Raw genomic sequence first — 26,275 nt, forward strand, 5'->3', positions numbered from 1 at the left:
CTTGCCCTTATGCAGATTGTGCTGCTTCTAAAAAGTCTTGTGCAAAGCGTTGTAACACACCACCAGCCGCGTAAATAGAAAGCTCTTCTTGGGTATCGATACGGCACTTCATAGGCACAGTGAGTACTTCACCGTCTTTACGAGTAATACTTAAATTAACGGTGGCACCTGGTTTTAAATCGCCTGCTACATCGTACGTTTCGCTGCCATCCAGCTGTAGAGTTTTACGCGTTGTGCCTGCTTTAAACTCAAGCGGTAAAACACCCATACCAATTAGGTTAGTGCGGTGAATACGCTCAAAGCCCTCAGCTGCTATTACTTCAACGCCTGCAAGTCTTACGCCTTTTGCAGCCCAATCGCGCGACGAACCTTGGCCGTAATCGGCACCGGCTACAATAATAAGCGGTTGTTTACGCTCCATGTAGGCTTCGATTGCTTCCCACATACGGGTATTAGTGCCTTGTGGTTCTAAGCGTGCGTAAGAACCTTGTTTAACGTTGCCGTTTTCATCCAGTACCATTTCATTAAGTAGTTTTGGATTGGCAAAGGTTGCGCGCTGCGCTGTTAAATGATCGCCCCGGTGCGTTGCGTACGAGTTGTAGTCTTCCTCTGGGACGTTCATTTTGGTCAGGTATTCGCCAGCAGCGCTGCTTGCCATAATTGCGTTTGATGGCGATAAATGATCCGTTGTAATGTTATCGCCAAGTACAGCAAGCGCACGCATACCGGTCATTGTGCGCTCACCCGCAAGTGCACCTTCCCAATAAGGAGGGCGACGAATGTACGTACTTTCTGGGCGCCAGTAGTAAAGTGGGTCGTTATCTTCACCGTAATCTACGGTTAAATTAAACATTGGCTCGTACACTTTTCTAAATTGCTCTGGCTTAACGCTTTGCTTAATTACTGCATCAATCTCTTCGTCAGACGGCCATAAATCTTTAAGCGTAATATCGTTGCCTTGTTGATCTTGCCCTAGTATCCCTTTTTCAATATCAAAGCGAATAGTACCTGCAATGGCGTACGCAACAACTAAAGGAGGTGACGCTAAAAATGCTTGCTTAGCATAAGGGTGAATTCGTCCATCAAAGTTACGATTGCCCGAAAGCACCGCTGTAGTGTATAAATCGCGATCAATTACTTCTTTTTGAATAACAGGGTCAAGCGCCCCGCTCATACCATTACAGGTAGTACACGCAAAACCAACAATGCCAAAGCCAAGTTGCTCAAGCTCTGTTAGTAGGTTTGCATCTTCAAGGTATGATTGCACTGCTTTTGAGCCTGGTGCTAATGAGGTTTTAACCCAAGGTTTGCGCATTAAACCCTTAGCATTTGCGTTACGGGCAAGGAGTGCAGCGGCAATTACATTGCGTGGATTACTAGTATTAGTACAGCTAGTAATCGCGGCAATAATACATGCGCCGTCTGGCATTAAGCCTTCTTCATTTTCAACAACACCCGAAATACCTTCTTTAGCTAAATCGCTTGTCGATACGCGGCGGTGTGGATTAGATGGACCCGCAATATTGCGCCCCACGCTTGATAAATCAAACTTAAGCACACGCTCATATTTTGCGGTTTTTAAGCTATCGCTCCAAAGGCCTGCTGTTTTTGCGTAGTTTTCTACAAGGGCAATTTGTTCTTCTTCACGGCCTGTTAAACGTAAGTAATCTATTGTTTTATCATCAATATAAAACATGGCTGCAGTTGCGCCAAATTCAGGCGTCATGTTCGAAATGGTTGCTCTGTCGCCAAGAGTAAGCGCGTCGGCACCTTCACCGTAAAACTCTAAATAAGTAGAAACAACACGTTGCTCACGTAAGAATTCAGTAATAGCCAACACAATATCGGTAGCGGTAATACCGGGTTGGCGCTTACCTGTTAGCTCAACACCAACAATATCAGGTAAGCGAATATAAGAAGCACGGCCAAGCATTACGCTTTCAGCTTCAAGCCCACCTACACCCACAGCAATAACGCCCAGCGCATCGACATGTGGCGTGTGGCTGTCGGTACCAACTAAGGTATCGGGAAATGCAATGCCATCTCGATTTTGAATAACCGGCGACATTTTTTCAAGATTAATTTGATGCATAATTCCGTTACCCGGTGGAATAACGTCAATATTTTTAAACGCAGTTTTTGTCCAGTTTATAAAGTGAAAACGGTCGTCATTTCGTCTGTCTTCAATGGCGCGATTTTTTTCAAATGCGTCAGGATCAAAACCGGCATGCTCTACCGCTAACGAATGATCAACAATTAGCTGCGTAGGTACTACCGGATTCACTTTTGCGGGGTCGCCGCCTTTAGCTGCAATTGCATCACGCAAACCTGCTAAATCAACAAGCGCTGTTTGCCCTAAAATATCGTGGCATACTACGCGCGCCGGATACCACGGGAAATCCAAGTCTTGTTTGCGCTCAATTAGCTGATTAAGTGCATCGGTTAACATGGCAGGGTCGCATCGGCGTACTAGGTTTTCGGCAAATACACGTGATGAATAAGGTAGCGTGGCGTATGCACCTGGCTTAATTGCATCTACGGCTTCTTGCGTATCGTAGTAGTCGACATTTGAGCCTGGTAAGGGTTTACGGTATTGGGTGTTATTAATTATGGTCATGGTAAGGGTTCGCTAATTTGGTGACGGTGTTTGCTCACAGCTAGCGTATTTAATGAAAAGTTTGAGAAAAACTGCTCGCTAGTGGCTATGTGCAATAAAAAAGTGAGCACATGCGTGCTCACTCATTTTTAACGTGACTCTATTGGTGTGTAACTACGTGCATCAGGGCCTGTGTAATCGGCACTTGGGCGGATAATACGGTTGTTAGCGCGTTGCTCTTTTACATGCGCAGTCCAACCAGTAACACGGCTCATTACAAATATAGGCGTAAATAATTTAGTCGGAATATCCATAAAGTGATAAGCAGATGCATGGAAAAAATCGGCATTACAAAACAGTTTTTTCTCGCGCCACATAATCTCTTCACAACGAACAGACACAGGGTAAAGCACGGTATCGCCTACCTCTGCCGCTAGTTTTTCAGACCATTTTTTAATAATTACATTGCGTGGATCAGACTCGCGATAAATCGCGTGACCAAAGCCCATTATTTTGTCTTTACGTTCAAGCATGCCCATAATTTCTTTCTCAGCATGCTCAGCACTTGTAAAACCTTGAATCATATCCATAGCTGCTTCGTTAGCACCACCATGAAGTGGGCCACGCAGCGTACCAATCGCACCTGTTACACAAGAGTGAATATCAGAAAGCGTTGATGCACACACACGACCCGCAAATGTAGAAGCATTAAACTCATGCTCTGCGTATAAAATTAGTGATACATTCATCACTTGTGCAAATAAATCACTAGGTGCTTTGTCATGTAACAGTGTTAAAAAATGTGCGCCAACAGAGTCGTCATCAGTTTGTGTTTCAATGCGTACGCCATCGTGTGTAAAGCGGTACCAGTAACAAATAATACTTGGGAACACAGCAACCATACGGTCGATTGCATCATTGGCTTGGTTAAAATCAAGCTCCATTTCAAGGTTACCCAACATTGAGCAGCCCGTGCGCATTACATCCATTGGATGCGCGTCTTTAGGAATATTTTCAAGCACGGTTCTAAGTGCATCTGGTAAGCCGCGTAAGCTTTTAAGTTTAGCTTTATACTCAGCCAGTTCACTGGTTGTAGGTAACTCACCGCGTGAAAGTAAAAAAGACACTTCTTCAAACTGCGCTTTTTCGGCAAGTTCGCTAATATCGTAACCACAATACGTTAAACCAGAACCACTTTGTCCAACAGTACACAATGCTGTTTGACCAGCCACTTGTCCGCGTAAACCCGCGCCGCCTAATGCTTTATCTACCATGATCTTCTCCTATCTTAAATTTGTGTGTGATTTTATTTTTTAATAATTATTATTTGTCAGATTTTGATGAAAAAAGGGTGTCGAGTGTGTTCTCGTACGTGTGGTAATCTAAAAAGTCGTAAAGCTCAGAACGCGTTTGCATATTTTCAATTTGGCTTTGTTGTGAGCCTTCATTTAAAATTGCTGAATACACGTTTAGTGCTGCTTTGTTCATGGCTCTAAATGCACTTAGTGGGTAAAGCACCATTTCAACACCTACATCACTTAGCTGCTCTTTTGTGTAAATAGGTGTTTGGCCAAACTCAGTAATGTTTGCCAAAATTGGAACGTTAATCGCCTTTGCAAATGCTTGGTAATCAGCAAGGTCGTGTACGGCTTCTGCAAAAATAGCGTCTGCACCAGCTTCAACACAGGCAGCTGCACGGTCTATCGCGGCGTTTAAACCTTCTTTTTGAAATGCATCGGTACGGGCCATAATATAAAAATCGCTATCGGTTTTTGCATCAACCGCCGCTTTAATGCGGTCAACCATTTCACCTTGGCTTACAATTTCTTTATTAGGGCGATGACCACAGCGCTTTTGCGCTACTTGGTCTTCTATATGAAAACCCGCCGCACCCGCTTTAGTCATTTCTTTTACTGTGCGTGCAATATTAAATGCCCCACCCCAACCGGTATCGGCATCAACAAGTAGTGGTAAATCGCTCGCACCCGTAATACGACGAATATCTTCAAGCACGTTATCAAGGCTTGTCATACCCAAATCAGGCATACCAAACGAGGCGTTTGCAACACCGGCACCTGAGAGGTAAATAGCTTGGTGACCCATTTTTTCAGCCATCATCGCTGTGTAGGCATTAATAGTACCTACTACTTGTAACGGGCGGTTATTGGCAATAGCGTGTTTAAATTTTAATCCTGCTGACATTACTTTCTCCTCACTTTGAACGGTTGCTACGTGGAGTAACTTATAGTTTTAATCTGTAATTATGACTGTTTAACTGCTTTTGCTAGCTTTTAGCTTTTAACTTTTAACTTTTAACTTTTAACAGCTTATGCTTTTTGCTTAGCTAATAAATCAAATTTGGTTTGGATATTTGCTTGCGATGCGCTTATATGGCGCTTCATAAGCATTTCAGCCAGTTCGCCGTCGTGGTTTTCAATGGCGTTAATAATCGCTAAATGCTCATCAAACGCTTTTGATACACGCGGCCCCACCATGCCCATTTGTACACGGTACATGCGTATTAGTTGATAAAGCTCATTACACAGTAAATGAATTAAATGCGCGTTTTTACTGCCTTGAATAATACGGTAATGAAAATCTAAATCGCCGGCTTCTTGATAATAAGACTCGCCCTCTTTAACACGTTGTGTTTGTAGGTGCTGATTAAGTAATTGCTTTAAGCTTTTTACTTCCTCGGGTTCCATATTGTCGGCAGCAAGCCTACATGCCAAGCCTTCAAGCGAACTACGAACTTGGTAAACTTCAATCAAACGCTCAGCAGTAAGGGCAACTACTCGGCAACCTACGTTAGCTTTACGCTCAACAAGGTAGCAACTTTCTAGGCGATTTAACGCCTCTCTTAGCGTTGCACGGCTTACACCATAACGTTTGGCAAGCTCAGGCTCTGATATTTTACTGCCTTGAACTATACTGCCTTCAACAATCTCACGGCGCATATCTACAAATACTTGATCTGATGCGGTAGTTATAGGCGCTTCGTTTAAAAATGTGTGTGTCATAAGTTATTTTTTAGATTGTCGACAATTAATGTGGTTACTATGGGCTTATTAAAAAATCATGTCAACCCTTAAACCTATCAAAATGGCTAAGAAACACACCCATTGTCGACACTATTAACCTAAAGTCGCATAAAAATGGCTTTAAAATGGACTAAAACAGTGAAGTGTCGACAGCGTAATAAATCAGGTGTTACGCTTTTTAGCGCTGAAAACACCTCGCATAAATGCTATTATCGCGCTTTATTTTTATAGTATGAGCTAACGCGTGAACGCCAACACTTTTATTCCTGAGCACTTTATTGATGACGTAAAAACCTATTTACCAGCGCATCTAAACTTAGATGACTTTTTAAATGCGTGTCGTAGGCCACTCAGAAAATCTATCCGCGTTAATACATTAAAAATTAGCATTGAAGAATTTGTAAAACGTGCAGCTGAAAAAAAATGGCTACTAACACCTATCCCTTGGTGCAGTGAAGGCTTTTGGTTAGAGCGCCCAAACGATGAAGAACAAAACCTAGCCCTAGGTAATACCGACTTACACCTAAGCGGTGCTATGTACGTACAAGAAGCAAGTTCAATGCTGCCCCCTATCGCATTAAAGCAAAGTATTGAACTCGCAGACTCTCAAAATAATTTCGTGCTTGATATGGCATCAGCACCGGGCTCTAAAACATCACAACTAGCTGCGCTTATGGATAACCAAGGTGTGCTTGTTGCAAACGAGCTTTCGTCATCGCGCCTAAAAGTACTTAGCGCAACACTCAAACGTATGGGGGTTGGTAACTGTGCGCTTTCACACTTTGATGGCGTTATATTTGGCAACTACATGTTTGAATGCTTTGACAGTATATTGCTAGACGCGCCCTGCTCTGGCGAAGGCACTGTACGAAAAGACGCCGACGCACTAAAAAATTGGTCAATAGAATCAAACATTCAAATAGCCCAAGTACAAAAAGATTTAATTAGAAGCGCATTTTATGCATTAAAACCAGGTGGCACCTTAGTGTATTCAACCTGCACACTTACGCCACTCGAAAACCAACAAGTATGCGATTATTTACTCAGTGAATTTGGCGACTATATAGCGCCTGAGTCACTCAGTGATTTATTTGAAGGTGCAAGCAAAGCCACAACTAATGAGGGCTATTTGCATGTATGGCCGCAAACATTCGATAGCGAAGGCTTTTTTATCGCTAAATTTAAAAAGCACACAAGTTGCAACAACCCAAATCAAACAGTTAAAAAAGGTGCATTCCCGTTTAACGAGTTTGATAAAAAACAAAGTACCGCGTTTATGCAATCGCTTAAAAAGCACTTTGGGTTAACTACCTTGCCAGGTAGTTTAATGCAGCGCGATAAAGAACTGTGGTTGTTCCCTGAAGGGTTTGAAGCCGTACAAAATAAAATTAAGTACGCACGTTTGGGTATTCAAATTGGCATTATTCATAAAAATGGCGTAAGGCTAACCCATGAGTATGCAACCGTGTTTGGCAATGAGTGTAAAACCAATGTATTTGCTTTAAATAATGAGCAAGCAAATGATTATTTTCAAGGTAAAGATATACGCTTAACTGAAGAAACTCAAACAATAGGTGAAGTAGTATTAACACTGTGTGGTTGCCCTATTGGGCTCGGGAAATGGCAAAAAAACAAGATCAAAAACTCTCTACCACGCGATCTAGTACAAAATACGCAGTTAATAAGCTGGGGTTAAACTAAAGTACAAATTACGCATAATTAATCTAATCCTTTGTTATCAAATGTAACCAGATGGCAAAATTAGTTATGCTTTATTGAACAGCTTTACTATAGTTTTAAGTACTTTCTTCTTCTCCCTAACGAACCAGAAAGTTTTTAGTTAACGCTAGACTCAATTTAGAGTCACTTTATAGCCCAGAGGTTTATATAAGCCTTTGGGCATTTTTATTTGCAGTATTTTCTGTAAACAGTACTACTTCTTACTTTTTCAAACGCCTTACCAAGAGTGCTCATCTACAATTGACTTGTAGATGAGCAACTTACTGTTCTTCTAAATCAAACTCAGTTAAATGCCCTTCACCATGTATGAGTTGATAGCGGGCTAAATTTCCTTGCTCTAGTGTTATTAAACTAATAGCTGAGTCGCTTACTAAGTATTTTTGCCCTTCACCTTTAGTTTGGTGTTTATCTACTTCCATATGCCAGCGTTTAGTAAAAAAGTTTAAGGGACTTTTTGGGCCGTATAAAATTGAATCTAGTTTATCGAGTACGTTTATTAATTTACGTGGGAACTCGTTTTTAATACCGCTGGCGGTAAGTTGCCAAATTCGGTTGTGGTGATCGCCAAAACGCTTTTGCACCGAAAAGCAAAATGAGTAATGCACGTCTCCCGATAAAATAAGGGTTTCGTTTGGGGTGTCGGTTCGTCTAAAAGTATCGAGTAGCTTTTTGGCTGAGCCTTCGTGCGCCATCCAGTTTTCTACGTCAACCATGAGTGGTTGGCCACATATGTTAAACATGGCTTGAATAGCTTCTATTGATTTAACACCAAACACAGGGGCTGGCGATACAATAATAACTTGGTCGTGGCTTAATAGGCTTTCTTCAAGCTCTGTGAGGCGTTCCCAATCAAGTAAACCTGAAGGCTCATTAAAGTTTTGCTCATTTCGCCATCGGTGCGTACGCGTATCTAGCACTACTACTTTTGGGGTTGTAGTTAACTCATAATGCCAAAAACTAAAATCGTTTAGTGGCTTATCAAATGCTTTAAACTGCCATAAATTATTAGCAGTACGGCTTTGCTTAAAAGGTGTTAGTAGCTCGCCTGTTTTATTTAGTGCATCGTTCCCCATTCCCTGAAAAAGCCAATAACTAATTAAGCCGTTATTAACGATTTGTTTACTACTTGGATTTTCATTTATAGCTTGCTCCCACCCAGCGGTGAGATTCCAATCATCAGTTACATCATGATCGTCAAACATCATTAATGTAGATACATTGGCAAACAACCGCTCTACTTCACTTAAGCCTTTTGCATAATCAATCAGTGCTGTTTTTTCAGCGTTAAAAATAGTTTTGTTTTGCTCGCTTTGACCTAAATACGTTGTGTTTTGTATATCAACGCATTGCCAAGCAGCAGCACTAAAATTTAATAAATAAAGTGCTATGTATTCTTCAAAATGGATAAGGTGATTGTAGGCTTTTACACTTGAAAAGTGAGGTTCGTCATTTTTTAGCCAGTAACCAACACCTAACTTTGAGCGTTTTTGCCAAGGCGTTTTTGGTAAGAACAAATGGCGATTATAAAGTTGCTCATTTATGTCGGCAGGTAGCTCAATGGCAAGTGGTTGCTCTTTATAAATACCTAAGGCTTTAATTAACTGATGAACAGCTAATAACATGGGCCCTGCTACGTCATCGGCATAAACCTGATCACCGCTCAGTAATAACAATTGTGCGCCTTGGTTATTATTACTGCGCTGAGTGTTTTGCCAGTGACTTGCAGACACTAAGCTGTCTTTTGCTGGATGATGTGCATTACGGCACGAGCCATGCAAAATATCACTCAGTTTATTAGGAATTACAAATGCAGGCGCTGTTTGATTGTTATAGCACCAAGGCGATAAATCGACTGCTATATCATCAATTACAAGTTCATAGCTTAATAAGCTATCGACAGGGAGTTTGTTATTTATTGGCTTTATAATAACGAAATGCAGATACAAATGCTCCCCTAAAGAAACAGTGTGTTGATCGCTATAACACTCAACATTTAATAAGTTTATTTGGCAGTTTGCAGGCTTGGAGGTAGCAAACTGAATACAGACTCCAGTTTGCTCTGCACGGCGCACCATTGGCCCCATTAGTAAAATAGGAAGGTTTGCCGTGTGAGTAATCATGTATTTAGCCTTTAGCTGCTAATTTAAATAAAGAATAAAAGTTCTCGGTAGTCGCTTTAGCCAGTTCATTAAAGCTAATGCCTTTAAGTTCGCTAATGTAATAAGCAACGTCTTCTACGTACGCTGGCTGATTTGTTTGCCCACGATACGGTACCGGCGCTAAATAAGGCGAGTCGGTTTCTATTAGTAATCTATCGAGCGGTATTTGTTTTACTACTTCTTTTAGCTCAATTGCATTTTTAAAGGTAACAATGCCCGAAATAGAAATATAAAAGCCCATGTCTATGGCTTTTTTAGCCATATCCCAGTCTTCAGTAAAGCAATGTAGTACACCACCGCAGTTTTCGGCCTTGTGCTCACGCATTAAATTAATGGTGTCGGCGCGGGCATCACGAGTATGAATAATTAACGGTTTTTGTAATTCGTTAGCTACTTCAATATGCCCAACAAAACTTGCTTGCTGCACTGCGTGAGTATCTTTTGAATAGTAGTAATCAAGACCCGTTTCGCCAATAGCGACGACTTTTTCGTGTGAGGCTAAGTCGATTAGTTGCTGTTTATTAAGGGCGTCTTTTTGATCAAGTGGATGTACACCACATGAGGCTGATACATCGTCGTAGTGCTTAATTTTATCAAGCATGCTTGGAAACTGATCAAGCGTTACGCTTACACATAAAAAGTGCTCTATTTGCTTTGCACGCGCTTTATCAAGAACTTGGTCAAGGTTTAAGTCTAATTTATCAAAATCAAGACGATCTAAATGGCAATGAGAATCTACAATCACTATAAGGCCTGTATTATGTTCAGGGTTTAAATTTGTTCGTTTAATTTATTATGTTAGCAATTAAAAGAACCCAATATAGAGCGGCGTTAATCTCAATGAAAAACCGACCCTATAACTACATGGTATATGTTTGATCGCCTGAGTTTAACATAGTCCCAAGGAGCTTTTCGATTTTAGCGTTTAGGTTTGTTTTATCGTCTAAAAAGCTAATACCAATACCTGGAGGGTTAGAGCTTTGTGCCCCTTGTGGCGTGATCCACGACACTTTACCGGTTACTACGTCATCTTCTAAGGCATCGGGCAAGGTAACTCTAAGCGCTAATGAATGCCCTGCTTCGTAACGCATATTCGTACGTACAAATAAGCCACCTTTTTTTAAGTAAGGCATATAACAACGGTATAACTCGTCTAAATCGTCTATGTCTACTAGTAGTTCTTGCATGATTAATCCTTTTAAGAATTTCGCAATGTGTATGCTAATCGTGATACAGCAAGCGGTAAATTAAGGCCAAGTACTTGTGTGTTATTTTGTAAAAACTCGCCTAATGCATTTTGCGCACTTTGATAAGCGTCAAAACTCATACCTTGCAGCAATTGCTGCTTTAGTTGCACGCTTAAAAATAAAGTAAATATGCGAACAAGCTCAGGCTGTTTATTTATTATATCGACTAACGCTTTGAAATTATGGCTTTGTTTAAACTCAGTTGCAAACTTATAAAGTGTATCAATATTTTTTAGCTGGTCTTGCTGTTGCCAATGCTTTACTTGCAGCGGTTGGTTATAAAAAAGTGCTAGCCAACTATAGTTAGGGATATCTAATGTTTCTAGCCATTGCTGAGCAAGTGCTGTATTTGTTATTTTTACGTCACTTTTAGCACATCGACTTAAAATAGTTGCAGGGAGCTGTGCTGGTTGGCTTGTAGTTAATATTAAAAAACGGCTATTAGTTGGCTCTTCAAGTGTTTTTAAAAGTGCATTTGCTGCGGCTGTAGTCATTTTTTCGCAATTTTCGATTATCGCTACTTTATTACCATTTTGCGCTGCTGAGTGGTTCATAAAATCACTAATGCCGCGTATATCATCTACGCCTATGCTTTGCCCGTCGACTTGCGTTAAACGCTTGTCGGGATGAGTACCCGCAAGAGTAAGTAAACAGCTTTTACACTGTCCGCAAGGTTTTAGCATACTGTTTTGCGCAGCTACCTGCTTAGCTATATTTTGGCATAACAAAGCATTACCAAGCTCATCACTTAACTCAAATTTACCTACGCCAACAGGCCCACAAAATAATTGCGCATGATGAAAACGCTCTGCGCGATAACTTTGCGCTAAACGTGCTTGAGTATCATGTAGCCACGGCAATGGCATATTATTTTAGGCCTTCAAAAAATGAATGCAGTACATTGGTTATATCGCGATGTACTTTATCAATACTTTGGTTTGCATCAACCGTTTTAATTGTGTTGTCGTCATTAGCAAGTTCAACATAACGCATACGTGTACGCTGAAAAAACTCAATAGCTTCTTGTTCAATACGGTCAAGCTCACCACGCCCTTTTGCACGCTCAAGGCCTATCACTGGGTCAATATCAAGGTAAATAGTTAAATCAGGCTTTAAGCCCTTTAATACCATTGACGAAAGTGAAGCTAATGTATTTGAGCTAATACCACGGCCCCCACCTTGATACGCCTGAGACGATAAGTCATGACGATCGGCAAGTACCCACTGGCCTTTATCAAGAGCAGGGGTAATAACATTGTGCATTAATTGCGAGCGTGCTGCGTACATAATAAGCAACTCGGTTTCAAAGGCAATTTCTTCTTCGTGCTCTGCTTTTACAAGCGTACGAAGCGATTCAGCCAATGGTGTACCGCCAGGTTCGCGGACGTTAATGAAGTCTATTTTTTGTTTGTTTAAAAAGTCTTGGCATAACGAAATAGCGGTTGATTTACCTGCGCCTTCTAGCCCTTCTATTACTATAAATTTTGATTTCATAAAAATTAATTCTTTTTATTTAATATATACGTTTTAACTGCCGCGTTATGCTGCTTTAACGTGGTTGAAAACTGGTGGCTACCATCGCCTTTTGATACAAAGTAAACGTATTCACTTTGTGGCGGATTAACTGCAGCTAAAATAGCGGCTTTTGATGGCATTGCAATCGGTGTTGGCGGTAAACCATTAATACGATACGTATTGTAAGGCGTATAATCGCGTAAATCTTTGCGTTTAATATCGCCATCAAAATCAGCGCCTAATCCGTATATTACGGTTGGATCGGTCTGTAGGCGCATATTGGTGTTTAATCGATTAACAAACGCTGATGCAATTAACGGACGCTCGCTGGCAAGGCCTGTTTCTTTTTCAATAATTGAAGCCATTATAAGTGCTTCGTATGCTGTTTTGTAGGGCAGATTAACAGCGCGCTGCTGCCAAGCGTCGTCTAACGTTTGCTGCATTTTTTGTGCTGCACGTTTTAATACACTGCTTGCAGTATCGTTATTATGATAATGGTAAGTGTCGGGGAATAACCAGCCTTCTAAGTGCGTGTCATTACCCAGTATTTGAGTACTTAGTTCGTCAGTTTTTAAATCGTTTTGTAAATTATCAGCTTTTTTAATAGCACTTAGTACTTCACGTAAGTTTTGCCCTTCGATTATGGTAAAACTAAAGTTGATTTGCTGGCCTTGATTAATTTTTTTTACGTTGTTGATAACGCTATCGGCTGTTAGCTCGTAAAGGCCCGCTTTTAAGTCGGTAAGTGTGGGATCTAATTTGGCAATTACTTGATAACGCCAGCAGCCTTCCACCCAGTTATTAGCTTGCCACTGCTGACATAACTTATTAAAGCCAGTGCCATGCTTAACTTCAAATTGTGTGTTTTGCGCTACTTTTAGCGGGCTATTTATTGTTGCTTGTAATTGCTGGTAACCAATAGCAGTGGTTATAACAGCTAAAAAAAGTACCGATAAAATAACTTTTAACACTCAGCCTCCTTGGCTAATAATCTAGTTAGTAATGCGTGGCTGTCGTCTGTATTAAATACCTGTTGCTCAATACGTTTAACAGGTACTGCTCCCATTAAGCTATTACACACAAATACGGCGTCTGCTTGGGTTAAATCTTCTACTTTCACGCGTTTAAATTCAACAGGCAATTTATCACATAACGATTGTAGATAAACGCCCTTTATTCCGCACTCATCAAGCAATGGCGTAAACACACACTTATTTTTAATCGCAAAAATATTAGCTGCTGAAGCTTCAATTACATTGTTATTGTAATCAAGCACTAACACATCATCGCAGTTTTGCGTTTGCATCGCTTTTTTAATTAGCACTTGTTCAAGTCGATTTAATGTTTTAAGGCCCGCTAAATAAGGCTGTGCCGCTAATTTAATCGGGCTTATTTCGAGATTTACACCCTTTTTAGTAAGCGCTTCGTAATTACTAGGGTAGTCCAACACGCTCAATAAAATAGTGACATTACACTCACTTGGCAGCCCATAACCACGCCCGCCTTCGCCTCGCGTTACAAGTATTTTAAGCACGTTTAGTGGTGCAGCGTTTATATGCAAAACAATTTGATTTTCAAGGCTATTAAAGTCTAACTCAGGAAAACCCAAGCGCTGTGCGCATTCAATCAAACGCGCTTTATGATGAGCCCAATACTGTACTTGCCCATCAACAACCTTAGCGGTTGTAAAAAAGCCATCACCGTAATTTAAGCCCCTGTCACGCGTGCTTAAAGTGCTGTTTTGATCTACTGCTATTATTGTTTGCATTTTGTTTGGCATATAAAAAAAGCCCAGTTAAACAACTGAGCTCTTATAATTTGATTCGTTGTTAAAAAAGATTATACCTTTTTAAATAACAACGAGCCATTAGTACCACCAAAACCGAACGAGTTACACAGTGCAAAGTCTAACTTTGCATCACGTGCAGTGTGAGCAATATAATCTAAGTCACACCCTTCGTCTGGGTTATCAAGGTTGATAGTTGGCGACACTTTTTGATCTGTCAGTGATAAAATCGAAATAATCGATTCAACTGAACCTGCAGCACCTAACAAGTGACCCATCATCGATTTAGACGAGCCTACCATTACATCTTTAGCTGCATTACCAAAAATAGACTTAACAGCGGCAGTTTCTGCTTTATCGCCTGCATTTGTAGATGTTCCGTGTGCGTTAATGTAACCAATTTGCTCAGCGTTTACTTGCGCATCGTTTAGTGCGTTTTGCATTGCAAGTGCAGCGCCCGCACCATCTTCTGGTGGTGAAGTCATGTGGTACGCATCGCCACTCATACCAAAGCCTACTAGCTCAGCATAAATTTTAGCGCCACGTGCTTTAGCATGTTCGTACTCTTCAACTACAACAACACCAGCGCCGTCAGAAAGCACAAAGCCATCGCGGTCTTTATCCCAAGGGCGAGAAGCCGCTTGTGGATCGTCATTGCGGGTTGAAAGTGCACGCGCAGCATTAAAGCCACCCATACCAATTGGGGTACACGCTTTTTCTGCACCGCCAGCAACCATTGCATCTGCATCACCGTAGGCAATCATGCGGGCTGCATGGCCAATATTATGCAAGCCAGTAGTACAGGCAGTTACAATTGAAATATTTGGACCACGAAGTCCATGCATCATTGATAAATGACCTGAGATCATATTAATAATGGTAGACGGCACATAAAATGGCGATAACTTGCGCGGACCACTATTTAATAGCTTAATGTGGTTTTCTTCAATTAACGTAAGCCCACCAATACCTGAACCTACAGCTACACCAATGCGTGCTGCGTTTTGCTCAGTGATTTCAAGGCCTGAATCTTTAAAGGCTTGAACACCCGCTGCAATGCCGTACTGAATAAACAAGTCCATTTTTTTAGTATCTTTCGCTGACATGTATGCAGTTGCATCAAAATCATTTATTAAACCAGCGAATTTAGTACCAAATTTTGATGTATCAAAGTGCGTTATTGTTTGAATGCCACTTTTACCATCTAATAAGCCTTGCCAGGTTGATTGAACATCATTACCTAGCGGCGTCAACATTCCTAAGCCAGTTACGACGACTCGACGTTTAGCCACGGTTTGCCTCCAATAAGGGATATTTTACAAGGGGATGATCATACCCAAGCTACCTCAAAGTGCTAGTCCCAAAATAGATTAAAAACGCATAACACAATCAAAATTAATTTTTAGCTAAAATTGAGCATAGAGATTTAAGTTTTGAATCACGAACTTTGAGGTGGTTTGGATATAAAAAATTAAAGGCAGCGGATGCTGCCTTTAACGTGCGATTAATTACTCAGCGTGTGCTGTAACGTAATCGATAGCAGTTTGTACTGTAGTGATCTTCTCAGCTTCTTCATCTGGGATCTCAGTATCAAACTCTTCTTCAAGAGCCATTACTAGTTCAACAGTATCAAGAGAATCTGCACCTAGGTCATCTACGAAAGAAGATTCATTTTTAACTTCTTCTTCTTTAACACCTAGTTGTTCAATGATAATTTTCTTTACGCGTTCTTGGATATCGCTCATTCTTCTTTCCTTTATTAAAAACGCCAATGCGTTATTTTCAGATTGCGGCGTAGTTTACGCCGCATAATTCTCTGATTCAATGATTTGACCATAAATAATTGTCTGGTCAAACCTCTGAGTGTGTGTTTTGTCTTTTATCGCTTATTTTCGCAGCGATTTCAAGTATGTTTAAAGCAAGTTCACAAATAATTCAATGTTTTTGAGGTAACTTACTTAACTTTATTAAGTAGTAATCTAGGTACAACGGCGATTAAACCATGTACATCGCGCCATTTACATGCAAAGTTTCACCTGATACATACGCAGCCGCGTCAGACGCTAAATAACATACTGCAGCAGCAATTTCGTCTGGTTGACCTAAACGCCCTGCTGGAACATTTGCAAGCGTAGCTGCTTTTTGCTCATCAGTTAAATTATCAGTCATGTCTGTTTGAATAAAACCAGGTGCGATTACGTTAACGGTAATACCACGTGATGCAACTTCGCGCGCAAGTGATTTAGAAAAACCAATTACACCCGCTTTAGCCGCTGCATAATTAGCTTGACCTGCATTACCCATAGTACCCACTACTGAACCAATGTTAATAATACGGCCTTTCTTTTTCTTCATCATTGGACGAAGTACTGCTTTAGATAAACGGAAAACTGAGCTTAAATTAGTGTCGATAATATCGTCCCACTCAGTTTCTTTCATACGCATTAATAAGTTATCGCGTGTAATACCTGCGTTATTTACAAGTACGTCAATATCGCCTAAATCAGCTTTTATTGCAGCAAGTGTTGCTTCAATAGATGCAGGATCGGTTACGTTTAATGCATAACCTTTACCATTGTCACCTAAGTATTCACTGATTTTAGCAGCGCCTGACTCACTTGTCGCAGTACCTGCAACTTTTGCACCTTGTGCAACTAATGTTGTTGCAATTGCTTTACCAATACCACGGCTGGCGCCAGTAATTAGGACAATTTTGCCCTCTAATGAAAATAAATTAGACATTTTATATACTCTTATTTAGCTGCATCAATTGAAGCGGCGTCGTTTACTGAGCCACAGATCATTGCTTTATCAATTCGTTTAGCAAGTCCTGTTAATACTTTACCAGGACCAAATTCGTAGCTTTGTGTTACATCTTGCGCAACCAAGGCTTGTACTGTTTCTGTCCAGCGAACTGGGCTATAAAGCTGACGTACTAGTGCGTCTTTAATTGCATCAGCTGACGTTTCAGCTTTTACATCAACATTATTAATTACATCACACTTAGGTGTATTAAATGTTAAAGCGGCTAAGTCTGCTGCTAGCTTGTCAGCTGCTGGCTTCATTAACTCACAATGTGAAGGTACGCTAACAGAAAGTGGTAATGCACGTTTAGCACCGGCATCTTTACATGCTTGCGATGCTCTATCTACTGCCGCTTTATGGCCTGCGATAACAACTTGACCAGGAGAGTTGTAGTTAACTGGAGATACAACCTCACCTTGCGCTGAGGCAGCACACGCCGCTTTAATTTCTTCATCGCCTAAGCCAATAATAGCAGCCATTGAACCTACGCCTGCTGGCACGGCTTCTTGCATGTATAAACCACGGTTTTCAACAAGCTTTACGGCTTCGCTCAAGCTTAATACATCGCTACATACTAACGCTGAGTATTCACCTAAGCTGTGACCCGCCATAACAACGTCTGTATCAGGGTTAGCTGCTAACCAATCACGGTAAATAGCAACACTTGCAGTTAGTAATGCAGGTTGTGTGCGGTGGGTTTGATTTAATTTTTCTTCTGGGCCATTAAGAACTAGCTCTGCTAAGTCGTAACCCAGTGCATTTGACGCTTCTGCAAATGTTGCTTTAACAATGTCAGAACTCTCTAGTAGTTCTTGTAACATACCAACGCTTTGCGAGCCTTGACCTGGGAATAGAAGTGCAATTTTTTGTGCCATACTTTGCTCTTTTTAATTAAACAAATAAATAATGAAATACACGGCACATCAATTATTGATTAACCGCCGTGTCTTTAGAATGTGTTTTTTCGAAAATAGCGGCTATTTTATCAGGAAGTTGACGTTCAACCTCTTTTACCGCTTCATCAATTGCTGCTTGAAATGCTTTAGCTGACGCATTTCCATGACTTTTAACGACAATACCGCGCAATCCTACCAGAGAAGCACCGTTATACTGGTCGGGGTTCACCCTTTTATAGAGTTTTTTTATTATTGGGCGCAATATAAATGCCATACATTTATATAAAAGGTGCTTTTCGAGCGCGGTTGTAAACTTATTCATAATAAGCTTGGCAATGCCTTCACATGTTTTAAGTGCTACGTTGCCAACAAACCCTTCGCATACAATGACATCAGCCTTACCCGAAAAAATATCACTTCCTTCGCTGTAACCAATATAATTTATATGTGGGCTTTGCTGCATTAATTGTGCAGCTTGTTTAATGTCGTCGTGACCTTTAATGTCCTCAGCACCAATATTTAATAAACTAACGCGAGGATTATCCAAACCAAGTGCTTGTCCTGCAACTATAGAGCCCATAATGCCAAACTGATAGAGCATTTGCGCATCACAATGCACATTAGCACCTAAGTCGAGTAAATATACTGGGTTTTTAAGCTCTGTAGGAACAGATGAAATGAGTGCGGCACGTTTAACACCTGGCAGCATTTTTAATACATAGTGAGCCATAAAAAATAGAGCGCCGGTATTACCTGAGCTAACACATGCTTGAGCCTCGCCCGATTTAACTAAATCTAGGGCAACACGCATAGATGAATCTTTTTTTGAACGCACAGCAATTGCAGGTTCACAGGCATTGGTGACTATTTCACTACAGTGACGAATTATGAGTCTAGGATGAGGTAAAGAATCGAGAGATTCGAGTTCTTTAGATATAACATGTTCATTGCCACATAAAATGAGAGTTAAATTGGCATGAGCATTTACTGCACAAACGGCAGCAGGAATAGATGAACGGGGGCCGTAATCGCCCCCCATCATATCTAACGCTATGGTTAGATCTTTCAGCATATAAGTAATCTCTTATTTAGAAATTACTTGAACGCCTTTGTAGTAACCATCTGCAGTCACATGGTGACGACGATGAGTCTCACCAGATGTTTGATCTACAGTTAAAGTTGGACCACTGATCGCATCGTGTGAACGGCGCATGCCGCGTCTTGCACGAGACTTTTTGCTTTTTTGTACAGCCATAGTCTTCTCCTAAGAATCTTTCTTAAGTTGTTTCAAAATATCAAATGGATTAGGTTTATCATCTTCCGCCTTTAATACACCAAAGCTGGCAGGCTTTGCTGAATAACTGCATGAAGCTTCGTTGTGGGTAGCCACTAATGGAATTGCTAAAATTAGTTCGTCTTCAATTAAATTAAAAACGTTAACTTCACCATTTTCATCAAGCGCTACTTCATCGTAGTCTTCTGGAAAAATATCTAACTCTGTATCTTCACCTACTGGTGAATATGCAAAGTCTTGAACCAAATCCAACCCTAAATCACCATTACAACGTTGACAAATGACAGTAACGTGTGTGGACAAATTGCCTCTAATCACAGCGAAACCTTGATCATCGTTTTTGCAATGTATTTTTACCGCTATTTCACCTACTTCTTCCTGCACAACTTTCTCTAAACGAGTAAGTTTTTCAAGCGGTACAATTCCGTCATACTTTAAACGGTGCTGCGCTGCTTTGCCTGGATGAAGAGTGATGGGAATTTTCACCTTTTGCATAGGGGCTGCATCATATAGATAGTTAGTTTGTTAGTCAAAGTAAAAAACCATTTTTACTTGGTTTTTAACGTGTTTTACTCTCGGATCTGATTTATCCTAACTCAATCTGAATTATCGTAGGAAAACAGTCCGTGAAGCATCCACTCATTTTAGCGTCAAGCTCGCCTTTTAGGCAGTCTTTATTACAAAAATTTAATTTACCATTTGATACGTTTTCACCAGACGTTGACGAATCAGCACTTGAATGCGAAACACCTACCGAACTGGTTAAGCGTTTAAGTGAATTAAAAGCCTCAGCGGCTAATAAACACTTTAACAAAGGGTTAGCTATTGGATCAGACCAAGTCGCTGTGTTTAATAATCAAATTTTAGGTAAACCACATAATAAACAAAATGCCGTAAAACAACTAAATTTATTTAGCGGTAATACTGTAACATTTTTAACTGGGCTTTGTGTTTACGATATTGTAACTGGCACTAAAAAAACCTGCGTAGAACCTTTTAATGTGTCGTTTAAAACACTCAGTGATGCACAAATTAGCGCTTATTGCGATGCTGAGCAGCCTTATAACTGTGCTGGCAGCTTTAAAAGTGAAGGGTTGGGTATCTGTTTATTTGAAAAACTAAGCGGAGACGATCCTAACAGCTTAATTGGATTACCATTAATTAAACTCAGCCAGCTACTGGCTGAGTTTGGTATTGATGTACTTACTGCTCAAAACAAGTTCTAGTTAAATAAATTAGCCAAGTAAAACCTGTTGCAATTGCAGATAGTTATCTACTGTTGCAACAGGGCTAAGCTTATTTAGCTGCTGTGCGTTATGTACACCCATTGTTACGCCAATTCTATCCATGCCAGCTGCTTTTGCCATGGTCATGTCTATTTGAGTGTCGCCAATCATTACAGCGTCTTGAGCACTTATGCCAAGTTCTTCAAGTAATTGATACAACATATCTGGAGAGGGCTTTGATTGCGCTTCATCGCTTGTACGTGTTGCACTAAAAAAATGGCGCAATTGACTTTGTTCAAGCAAACGCTCTAACCCACCCCTACCTTTACCTGTTGCAACCGCTAAAACAATGCCCTGCTCTTTTAAGGCATTTAAAACGCTGACAACATTATCAAATACAGGAGTTGGCGTGGTATCAACACTATATTGGTGTTTATACCCTTTAATTAGCGCTTGATGCTGCACTACATTATCAGGAAATAAAACGTCAATTGCTTTTTCAAGCGACATACCAATAATATTTTTAATTGCTAAATCACTTGGCGACACTAAATTAAGTGACTCGGCGCTACTACGAATACAGTTAACTATTTTAGTTACTGAATCCATAACAGTGCCGTCCCAATCAAAAATGACGAGCTTATATTTTTTAATTGGGGCTACTTTTATCACAGTTTTGCATCTCGTAATTTTAGTAATGTATTTTTAAGCGTTTTATCAAGCGGTGCTTCTACTCGCATCGTCGCCTCGTTTTTAGGATGATAAAAAGTTAAATCGTGTGCGTGTAAAAACAATCGGTTTAACCCAGCTTTACGCATAGAATCATCAAAACCCTGATCGCCATATTTATCGTCGCACGCTATTGGGTGACCTTTACATTGCGTATGCACACGAATTTGGTGCGTACGCCCTGTAACAGGCGATGCTTGTACTAATGAGCAATCGTTAAAACGTTCAAGTACTTTAAAACGAGTATGTGAAGGTTTTCCCTCAGTGTTATCTACGCGTACTACGCGCTCGCCCGATTTAAGTGTATTTTTACGCAGCCCTTCGGTAACGTTTTTAGTTTTAGAGTCCCACTGCCCTTCTACAAGTGCCCAGTAATTTTTTTCCATTGTTTTTTCACGAAGTTGTTCATGCAACGCTGTTAACACCGAACGACGCTTCGCTATAAGTAAACAACCCGATGTATCACGGTCAAGCCTATGAACTAGCTCAAGGCTACGTTCCTCTGGGCGAAGTGCTCGCAAAGCTTCAATCAAGCCATAACTTAAACCACTGCCGCCATGAACAGCCATACCTGATGGTTTATTTATTACGATAAGGTATTTATCTTCAAATAAAATATCGTTTTCTAGGCGAGTTACTTTGTCTAATTTTGATGGAACAAATTCTTCACGCTCAGCAACCCTGATAGGTGCAATACGAAGTACATCTTCAAGCTGTAGTTTATATACAGGCTTAATACGCTTTTTATTAACGCGTACCTCACCTTTGCGCAAAAGTTTATAAATAGCGCTTTTAGGCACCCCTTTTAAATGGGTAATAAGAAAGTTATCAATACGCTGACCTAAATGGTCTTCGTTGATCGTGACATAAGTTACTTGTAAGTCGTTTTTTTCTGACATTGCCTAATCACTAATTTAAGTAAAATAATTTAGTTGCTAACACTGTAATAATAGTGGGATAATCAGCAGCGCAAATATTTAGTATTTGCAAATAACAACGGTGCTTTTTAACACATTAAAACATTCGTGATGCACATTCTGGGTAGCCGATCATACAGATCCGAGTTAAGTTTTCCAAAGCTTTTATGCCTCCTCAGTTAACACGTGCGATCAATTAACGGCAATGCGCGTAATATATTGCTGGTTAAGTTTGAACATGAAGCGATTTTTAACGTGCTAGAGAAAGCAATGAACAGATAATTTGTCTGATAGTGACGACGTAAAAAAAGTCGTTCAGCACTAGCTCAATTATTGTAGTACCGTATAGCAGCTTATTTAGAACTAAAAAAATCTAATAAATAAGCGTTCATTAACATCGGCAGCGATTTTTGCTCTTAAAACGGATATTAGCGATACATCAGTATGTATTGCTCACCAACTTAATGAGCCCTACGCGCCTAATATGAATGATATTTAGTAAGATTAATATGACAGGCCGACTTCTGGGTAAAACTTGTAAACGTAGCTGAAAAGCCGACAGTTTTAGCACCATTAAGAATTTAATAGCGATAATAATTGCTATTGTTTGCCAGCATTTAAAATACTGCATACGAGAAACAGAGCCGTTCCGTTAAAGACCCAGTCGTGAGGCTGCACATTCTAAAAATAGGGACAACTGAACAGGCGAGAAAAACATCGTCATGTCAGCGACATAAATAAGTAGAGTAACAATATGAAACGTATGCTAATCAATGCAACGCAGCAAGAAGAAATGCGCGTAGCACTGGTTGATGGCCAGCGCCTATATGATTTAGATATCGAAAGCCCAGGTCACGAACAGAAAAAAGCCAATATTTATAAAGGCAAAATCACTCGCATTGAACCATCTCTTGAAGCAGCATTTGTTGATTACGGTGCTGACCGCCATGGTTTCCTTCCTTTAAAAGAAATTGCCCGTACTTACTTCCCTGCAGGTTACACTTTTCATGGTCGCCCTAACATTCGCGACGTGATCAAAGAAGGTCAAGAAGTTATAGTACAAGTTGATAAAGAAGAGCGTGGCCAAAAAGGCGCTGCGTTAACTACTTTTATCAGTGTTGCTGGTAGCTACTTAGTACTTATGCCTAACAACCCACGTGCTGGCGGTATTTCTCGTCGCATTGAAGGTGATGAACGTACTGAACTTAAAGAAGCATTGGGTCGTTTAGAACTTCCTAAAGGTATGGGCTTAATTGTTCGTACAGCGGGTGTTGGTAAATCGTTTGAAGAATTAAACTACGATTTAAAAGCATTATTAGTACATTGGGAAGCAATTAGACAAGCAGCCGATAGTGCTAAAGCGCCATTTTTAATACACCAAGAAAGCAATGTAATATTCCGTGCGATACGCGATTATTTACGTCGTGATATTGGCGAAATTTTAATTGATAAACCACGTGTTTTTGAAGAAGCTAAAGCGCACATTGAGCGTTTTCGTCCTGACTTTATGAGCCGTGTTAAGCTTTATCAAGGCGACACTCCTTTATTTACGCATTACCAAATTGAAAGCCAAATTGAGTCTGCGTTCCAGCGTGAAGTACGCTTGCCTTCTGGTGGTTCAATTGTAATTGACCCAACTGAAGCACTAACGTCTATCGATATCAACTCGTCTAAAGCAACTAAAGGCGGCGATATTGAAGAAACAGCACTTAATACTAACTTAGAAGCGGCCGATGAGATTGCACGTCAATTACGTCTTCGTGACTTAGGTGGTTTAATTGTTATCGACTTTATCGATATGACACCTCCGCGTCATCAACGTGAAGTAGAAAATCGTTTAAAAGATGCTGCTCGTCCAGATCGTGCTCGTGTTCAAATTGGTAAAATTTCACGCTTTGGTTTACTTGAAATGTCGCGTCAGCGTTTGCGTCCTTCATTAGGTGAAGCAAGCCAAGGCCCATGCCCACGTTGTAGTGGCCAAGGTACTATTCGTTCAAACGAATCAATTGCGCTTTCTATTCTTCGTTTAATTGAAGAAGAAGCAATTAAAGACAACACAGCACAAGTAAATGCACAAGTGCCTGTTGCCGTTGCCGCTTATTTATTAAATGAGCAACGTCGTAGTGTTCATCGCATTGAAAAACATCATAAATGTGACGTAGTGATTATTCCTAATCAACATATGGAAACACCACATTACGAAGTTATGCGTCTACGTAAAGACGAAACACTTGAAACGGTAAGTTACGGACAAGTTGTTGCGCCAGAACCTGAAGCATTTGAGATGTCAAAATCACCAAGTGCACCAGTACGTGAAGAGCCAATGCTAAAAGGTGTTGTAATGCCTTCTACACCGGCTCCACAAGCAGAGCCTACACCAGTAGCTCAGCCTGTAGTAACAGAGACTAAAACTGAAGGTGGCTTGTTTGAAGCAATCACTAAATGGTTTAAATCGTTATTTGCAAGCGAAACAGTAGAAGAGAAAAAAGAAGCTGTAGAAAAAGAGCAGCAAGAAGCGCGTAATAACGCTCGCCGTGGTAACGATAATCGTCGTCGTAATAACAACCAACGTCGTCGTAATAATAACCCGCGCACTAATAAACCACGCAATGAGCGCCCTGCAGCTGAAGAGGAAGTTAAAACAGACTCACCAGCAGCAACAAGTAACGAGACGCAAGAGAGAAACGAGAACCGCAATAAGCGTCGTCGTAACCCTAACTCTCGTAAGCGCCCAGAGCATAAAAGCGAAGAAAAAGATCAAGTTAAAACTGAAGCCCCTGTGAAAGCAGAAGTAGAAGTAGAAACTGATTCTAAGCCAGCTCAAGCTGTAGAGCCTAAAGAGCAAAAGCCTAAGGTTCGCCGTCAACGTCGTAACATACGTAAAAAAGTACGTCTGCAAGATGAAAACGCTGAGCAAGCTAACTCAACAGAGCAAACACCTGAACAAGCGGTAGTTACTGACACTCCACAAGTTCAAGAGCAAGCACCTGTTGTAGAAAAGCAAACACAAGCTCCGGCAGAAAAAACAGCTCACATTAAAGAAGAGAAAGTTGACGTTGTTGATTCTAACGATGAAGAAGCAACTACTGAAGACGAGCAAGAGCAAACACGTACACGTTCACGCCGTTCTCCTCGTCATCTTCGTGCATCAGGTCAACGTCGTCGACGTCCTGAAGGTGAAGCAGAAGTTAAATCTGACGAAGCCCCTGCATTTGTTCCAGTTGCTGATCAAGCTGCTGCAGAATATGAAGCAGAGCTTAAAGCTAAATCTGAAGAAACACCTGTAGATGCAGCGCAGCAAATTGAACAAGCCGTTGCAGTTGAAGACTTAGCAAAAGTTGAAGCTGTAGAAGAGCCAGCTAAAGTTGAAACTCCAGTAGTAACTGAAGAGCCAGCTAAAGTTGAAACTCCTGTAGTAACTGAAGAGCCAGCTAAAGTTGAAACGCCAGTAGCAACTGAAGAGCCAGCTAAAGTTGAAACGCCAGTAGCAACTGAAGAACCAGCTAAAGTTGAAACGCCAGTAGTAACTGAAGAGCCAGCTAAAGTTGAAACATCAGTAGCCACTGAAGAGCCTGCTAAAGTTGAAACTCCAGTAGTGACTGAAGAGCCAGCTAAAGTTGAAGCGCCAGTAGTAACTGAAGAGCCAGCTAAAGTTGAAGCAAAAGTGAAAACTGAAAAATCAGCACCGCATGTTAAAACAGCGGTTACTCAAGGGTCTGCAAGTGCGCCAATGGCACAGCCTACTCCTGTAGCTGATAGCGAAGTAAAGCATACATCTGTTGCAATGGCTCACGATAAACGTGAACTAGTGCCAGATAGTGGTTTACGTGCGGGTTCTATCAAACCTGCTGGTCGTGCAAGTTCTGCAATGACTAAAACATTGAGTGTTGATTAATAACTAACACTTATTAAAAAGCCCCGCTATTAATAAATAGCGGGGCTTTTTTGTTTAATACCTACTTAAACTATTAATAGTTAGCTTTCATTCGCCAATTTGTACGCTTCATATTTATCACATTCAAGTTCTGCAATATTTTTATCATAAATAGATTCTGATCTATATGACTTTAAAGTTAGATCTGTGCAGCGTTGCTCTAACTCCTCAACTTTAGGCATGGTTGGATCAATACTATAGAGTAAAAAATGCTTTTCACTTTTCTTGCCAGCGTCTAACATTTGCTGGTGGAACTCTTGATCTGCCGTTAAGCTCTTGAGCTTTGCGTCAATTTGAATTTGTTCGCTCATTTTGTAATAGTCACTCACTATTTTCTTCTCTGTTAATTTGCTGTAGCAAACAAATAGTAAAAAAGTAGCCAATAAACAA

At 40.7% G+C, this 26,275-nt stretch carries 24 protein-coding genes; 3 read left to right on the top strand and 21 right to left on the bottom strand.

Annotation, left to right across the window (positions count from 1 at the left end):
* Positions 1–7 precede the first annotated feature (7 nt).
* The 4 genes from acnD to CXF89_RS07315 all read right to left on the bottom strand — a co-directional run bounded on the left by acnD (position 8) and on the right by CXF89_RS07315 (position 5,616).
* Positions 8–2,617 carry a Fe/S-dependent 2-methylisocitrate dehydratase AcnD gene (gene acnD / locus CXF89_RS07300; RefSeq protein WP_121954222.1) on the bottom strand — a complete coding sequence of 870 codons (2,610 nt, stop codon included), beginning with the start codon at positions 2,615–2,617 and terminating at the stop codon, positions 8–10.
* Between the two features lie 128 nt (positions 2,618–2,745).
* Complete coding sequence (prpC, locus tag CXF89_RS07305) at positions 2,746–3,870, bottom strand: bifunctional 2-methylcitrate synthase/citrate synthase (protein ID WP_121954223.1); 1,125 nt, start codon at positions 3,868–3,870, stop codon at positions 2,746–2,748.
* A 49-nt stretch (positions 3,871–3,919) separates the two neighbouring features.
* The gene (prpB, locus tag CXF89_RS07310; RefSeq protein WP_002962361.1) at positions 3,920–4,798 is read right to left on the bottom strand and encodes a methylisocitrate lyase; all 879 of its coding nucleotides are present in this window, start codon (positions 4,796–4,798) and stop codon (positions 3,920–3,922) included.
* 125 nt (positions 4,799–4,923) lie between these two features.
* A complete protein-coding gene (locus CXF89_RS07315) occupies positions 4,924–5,616 on the bottom strand; it encodes a GntR family transcriptional regulator (RefSeq protein WP_121954224.1) in 693 nt (230 codons plus the stop codon).
* A 265-nt stretch (positions 5,617–5,881) separates the two neighbouring features.
* Here CXF89_RS07315 and rsmF point away from each other — a divergent pair, with 265 nt between their 5' ends.
* Positions 5,882–7,333, top strand: a complete 1,452-nt coding sequence (gene rsmF / locus CXF89_RS07320; RefSeq protein ID WP_121954225.1) for a 16S rRNA (cytosine(1407)-C(5))-methyltransferase RsmF — start codon at positions 5,882–5,884, stop codon at positions 7,331–7,333.
* A gap of 304 nt (positions 7,334–7,637) precedes the next feature.
* On the opposite strand, the gene CXF89_RS07325 is transcribed toward rsmF, so the two are convergent.
* The 14 genes from CXF89_RS07325 to yceD all read right to left on the bottom strand — a co-directional run bounded on the left by CXF89_RS07325 (position 7,638) and on the right by yceD (position 19,574).
* A complete protein-coding gene (locus CXF89_RS07325) occupies positions 7,638–9,497 on the bottom strand; it encodes an alkaline phosphatase D family protein (protein WP_121954226.1) in 1,860 nt (619 codons plus the stop codon).
* Between the two features lie 4 nt (positions 9,498–9,501).
* Positions 9,502–10,281 carry a TatD family hydrolase gene (locus CXF89_RS07330; RefSeq protein ID WP_007585741.1) on the bottom strand — a complete coding sequence of 260 codons (780 nt, stop codon included), beginning with the start codon at positions 10,279–10,281 and terminating at the stop codon, positions 9,502–9,504.
* Between the two features lie 115 nt (positions 10,282–10,396).
* Entirely contained in the window at positions 10,397–10,723 is a 327-nt protein-coding gene (locus CXF89_RS07335) for a PilZ domain-containing protein (protein WP_002962367.1), read from the bottom strand.
* A gap of 11 nt (positions 10,724–10,734) precedes the next feature.
* A complete protein-coding gene (locus CXF89_RS07340; protein WP_121954227.1) occupies positions 10,735–11,649 on the bottom strand; it encodes a DNA polymerase III subunit in 915 nt (304 codons plus the stop codon).
* Between the two features lies 1 nt (position 11,650).
* Complete coding sequence (gene tmk / locus CXF89_RS07345; protein WP_007585737.1) at positions 11,651–12,277, bottom strand: dTMP kinase; 627 nt, start codon at positions 12,275–12,277, stop codon at positions 11,651–11,653.
* A 5-nt stretch (positions 12,278–12,282) separates the two neighbouring features.
* Positions 12,283–13,269 (bottom strand): endolytic transglycosylase MltG, encoded by a 987-nt coding sequence (mltG, locus tag CXF89_RS07350; protein ID WP_121954228.1) that lies wholly within the window; start codon positions 13,267–13,269, stop codon positions 12,283–12,285.
* The gene (gene pabC, locus CXF89_RS07355; RefSeq protein WP_121954229.1) at positions 13,263–14,078 is read right to left on the bottom strand and encodes an aminodeoxychorismate lyase; all 816 of its coding nucleotides are present in this window, start codon (positions 14,076–14,078) and stop codon (positions 13,263–13,265) included. Before pabC ends, mltG begins: the two co-directional genes overlap by 7 nt.
* Before the next feature lie 59 nt (positions 14,079–14,137).
* Positions 14,138–15,376: a beta-ketoacyl-ACP synthase II gene (gene fabF, locus CXF89_RS07360; RefSeq protein ID WP_007585731.1), complete on the bottom strand. Its 1,239-nt coding sequence runs from the start codon at positions 15,374–15,376 to the stop codon at positions 14,138–14,140.
* Positions 15,377–15,592: 216 nt separating this feature from the next.
* Positions 15,593–15,829: an acyl carrier protein gene (acpP, locus tag CXF89_RS07365; protein WP_002962377.1), complete on the bottom strand. Its 237-nt coding sequence runs from the start codon at positions 15,827–15,829 to the stop codon at positions 15,593–15,595.
* A 250-nt stretch (positions 15,830–16,079) separates the two neighbouring features.
* Positions 16,080–16,826 carry a 3-oxoacyl-ACP reductase FabG gene (gene fabG, locus CXF89_RS07370; RefSeq protein WP_007585730.1) on the bottom strand — a complete coding sequence of 249 codons (747 nt, stop codon included), beginning with the start codon at positions 16,824–16,826 and terminating at the stop codon, positions 16,080–16,082.
* 11 nt (positions 16,827–16,837) lie between these two features.
* Positions 16,838–17,764 (bottom strand): ACP S-malonyltransferase, encoded by a 927-nt coding sequence (fabD, locus tag CXF89_RS07375; protein ID WP_121954230.1) that lies wholly within the window; start codon positions 17,762–17,764, stop codon positions 16,838–16,840.
* Between the two features lie 52 nt (positions 17,765–17,816).
* The gene (gene plsX, locus CXF89_RS07380) at positions 17,817–18,857 is read right to left on the bottom strand and encodes a phosphate acyltransferase PlsX (RefSeq protein ID WP_007585728.1); all 1,041 of its coding nucleotides are present in this window, start codon (positions 18,855–18,857) and stop codon (positions 17,817–17,819) included.
* Positions 18,858–18,869: 12 nt separating this feature from the next.
* Positions 18,870–19,040 (bottom strand): 50S ribosomal protein L32, encoded by a 171-nt coding sequence (rpmF, locus tag CXF89_RS07385; RefSeq protein ID WP_002962381.1) that lies wholly within the window; start codon positions 19,038–19,040, stop codon positions 18,870–18,872.
* A gap of 9 nt (positions 19,041–19,049) precedes the next feature.
* Entirely contained in the window at positions 19,050–19,574 is a 525-nt protein-coding gene (gene yceD / locus CXF89_RS07390) for a 23S rRNA accumulation protein YceD (RefSeq protein ID WP_007585727.1), read from the bottom strand.
* A gap of 131 nt (positions 19,575–19,705) precedes the next feature.
* Here yceD and CXF89_RS07395 point away from each other — a divergent pair, with 131 nt between their 5' ends.
* The gene (locus tag CXF89_RS07395; protein ID WP_121954231.1) at positions 19,706–20,305 is read left to right on the top strand and encodes a Maf family protein; all 600 of its coding nucleotides are present in this window, start codon (positions 19,706–19,708) and stop codon (positions 20,303–20,305) included.
* A gap of 9 nt (positions 20,306–20,314) precedes the next feature.
* Here CXF89_RS07395 and CXF89_RS07400 read toward each other — a convergent pair whose 3' ends face one another.
* Together CXF89_RS07400 and rluC are read right to left on the bottom strand one after the other, a co-directional pair.
* Entirely contained in the window at positions 20,315–20,977 is a 663-nt protein-coding gene (locus CXF89_RS07400) for an HAD-IA family hydrolase (RefSeq protein WP_257983186.1), read from the bottom strand.
* Positions 20,974–21,933, bottom strand: a complete 960-nt coding sequence (gene rluC / locus CXF89_RS07405) for a 23S rRNA pseudouridine(955/2504/2580) synthase RluC (RefSeq protein ID WP_121954232.1) — start codon at positions 21,931–21,933, stop codon at positions 20,974–20,976. The genes CXF89_RS07400 and rluC overlap by 4 nt, the downstream gene beginning before the upstream one ends.
* 772 nt (positions 21,934–22,705) lie before the next feature.
* Between rluC and rne the strand changes: the two genes are divergently transcribed.
* A complete protein-coding gene (gene rne, locus CXF89_RS07410) occupies positions 22,706–25,846 on the top strand; it encodes a ribonuclease E (protein WP_121954233.1) in 3,141 nt (1,046 codons plus the stop codon).
* Positions 25,847–25,926: 80 nt separating this feature from the next.
* Here the strand turns inward: rne and CXF89_RS07415 are convergent.
* The coding region (locus tag CXF89_RS07415; RefSeq protein WP_219621664.1) for a hypothetical protein at positions 25,927–26,275 on the bottom strand (349 nt) is incomplete at its 5' end.

The sequence above is a fragment of the Pseudoalteromonas sp. MelDa3 genome (genome assembly GCF_002863625.1).
GTDB lineage: Bacteria > Pseudomonadota > Gammaproteobacteria > Enterobacterales > Alteromonadaceae > Pseudoalteromonas > Pseudoalteromonas arctica.

Coding starts and splice junctions, on each gene's coding strand:
- acpP (WP_002962377.1), bottom strand. CDS start 15,829: ATGAGCGATATCCAAGAACGCGTAAAGAAAATTATCATTGAACAACTA.
- CXF89_RS07335 (WP_002962367.1), bottom strand. CDS start 10,723: ATGCAAGAACTACTAGTAGACATAGACGATTTAGACGAGTTATACCGT.
- plsX (WP_007585728.1), bottom strand. CDS start 18,857: ATGCTGAAAGATCTAACCATAGCGTTAGATATGATGGGGGGCGATTAC.
- rluC (WP_121954232.1), bottom strand. CDS start 21,933: ATGTCAGAAAAAAACGACTTACAAGTAACTTATGTCACGATCAACGAA.
- prpC (WP_121954223.1), bottom strand. CDS start 3,870: ATGGTAGATAAAGCATTAGGCGGCGCGGGTTTACGCGGACAAGTGGCT.
- tmk (WP_007585737.1), bottom strand. CDS start 12,277: ATGAAATCAAAATTTATAGTAATAGAAGGGCTAGAAGGCGCAGGTAAA.
- acnD (WP_121954222.1), bottom strand. CDS start 2,617: ATGACCATAATTAATAACACCCAATACCGTAAACCCTTACCAGGCTCA.
- yceD (WP_007585727.1), bottom strand. CDS start 19,574: ATGCAAAAGGTGAAAATTCCCATCACTCTTCATCCAGGCAAAGCAGCG.
- fabD (WP_121954230.1), bottom strand. CDS start 17,764: ATGGCACAAAAAATTGCACTTCTATTCCCAGGTCAAGGCTCGCAAAGC.
- CXF89_RS07340 (WP_121954227.1), bottom strand. CDS start 11,649: ATGCCATTGCCGTGGCTACATGATACTCAAGCACGTTTAGCGCAAAGT.
- rne (WP_121954233.1), top strand. CDS start 22,706: ATGAAACGTATGCTAATCAATGCAACGCAGCAAGAAGAAATGCGCGTA.
- CXF89_RS07325 (WP_121954226.1), bottom strand. CDS start 9,497: ATGATTACTCACACGGCAAACCTTCCTATTTTACTAATGGGGCCAATG.
- CXF89_RS07315 (WP_121954224.1), bottom strand. CDS start 5,616: ATGACACACACATTTTTAAACGAAGCGCCTATAACTACCGCATCAGAT.
- rpmF (WP_002962381.1), bottom strand. CDS start 19,040: ATGGCTGTACAAAAAAGCAAAAAGTCTCGTGCAAGACGCGGCATGCGC.
- prpB (WP_002962361.1), bottom strand. CDS start 4,798: ATGTCAGCAGGATTAAAATTTAAACACGCTATTGCCAATAACCGCCCG.
- pabC (WP_121954229.1), bottom strand. CDS start 14,078: ATGCCAAACAAAATGCAAACAATAATAGCAGTAGATCAAAACAGCACT.
- fabG (WP_007585730.1), bottom strand. CDS start 16,826: ATGTCTAATTTATTTTCATTAGAGGGCAAAATTGTCCTAATTACTGGC.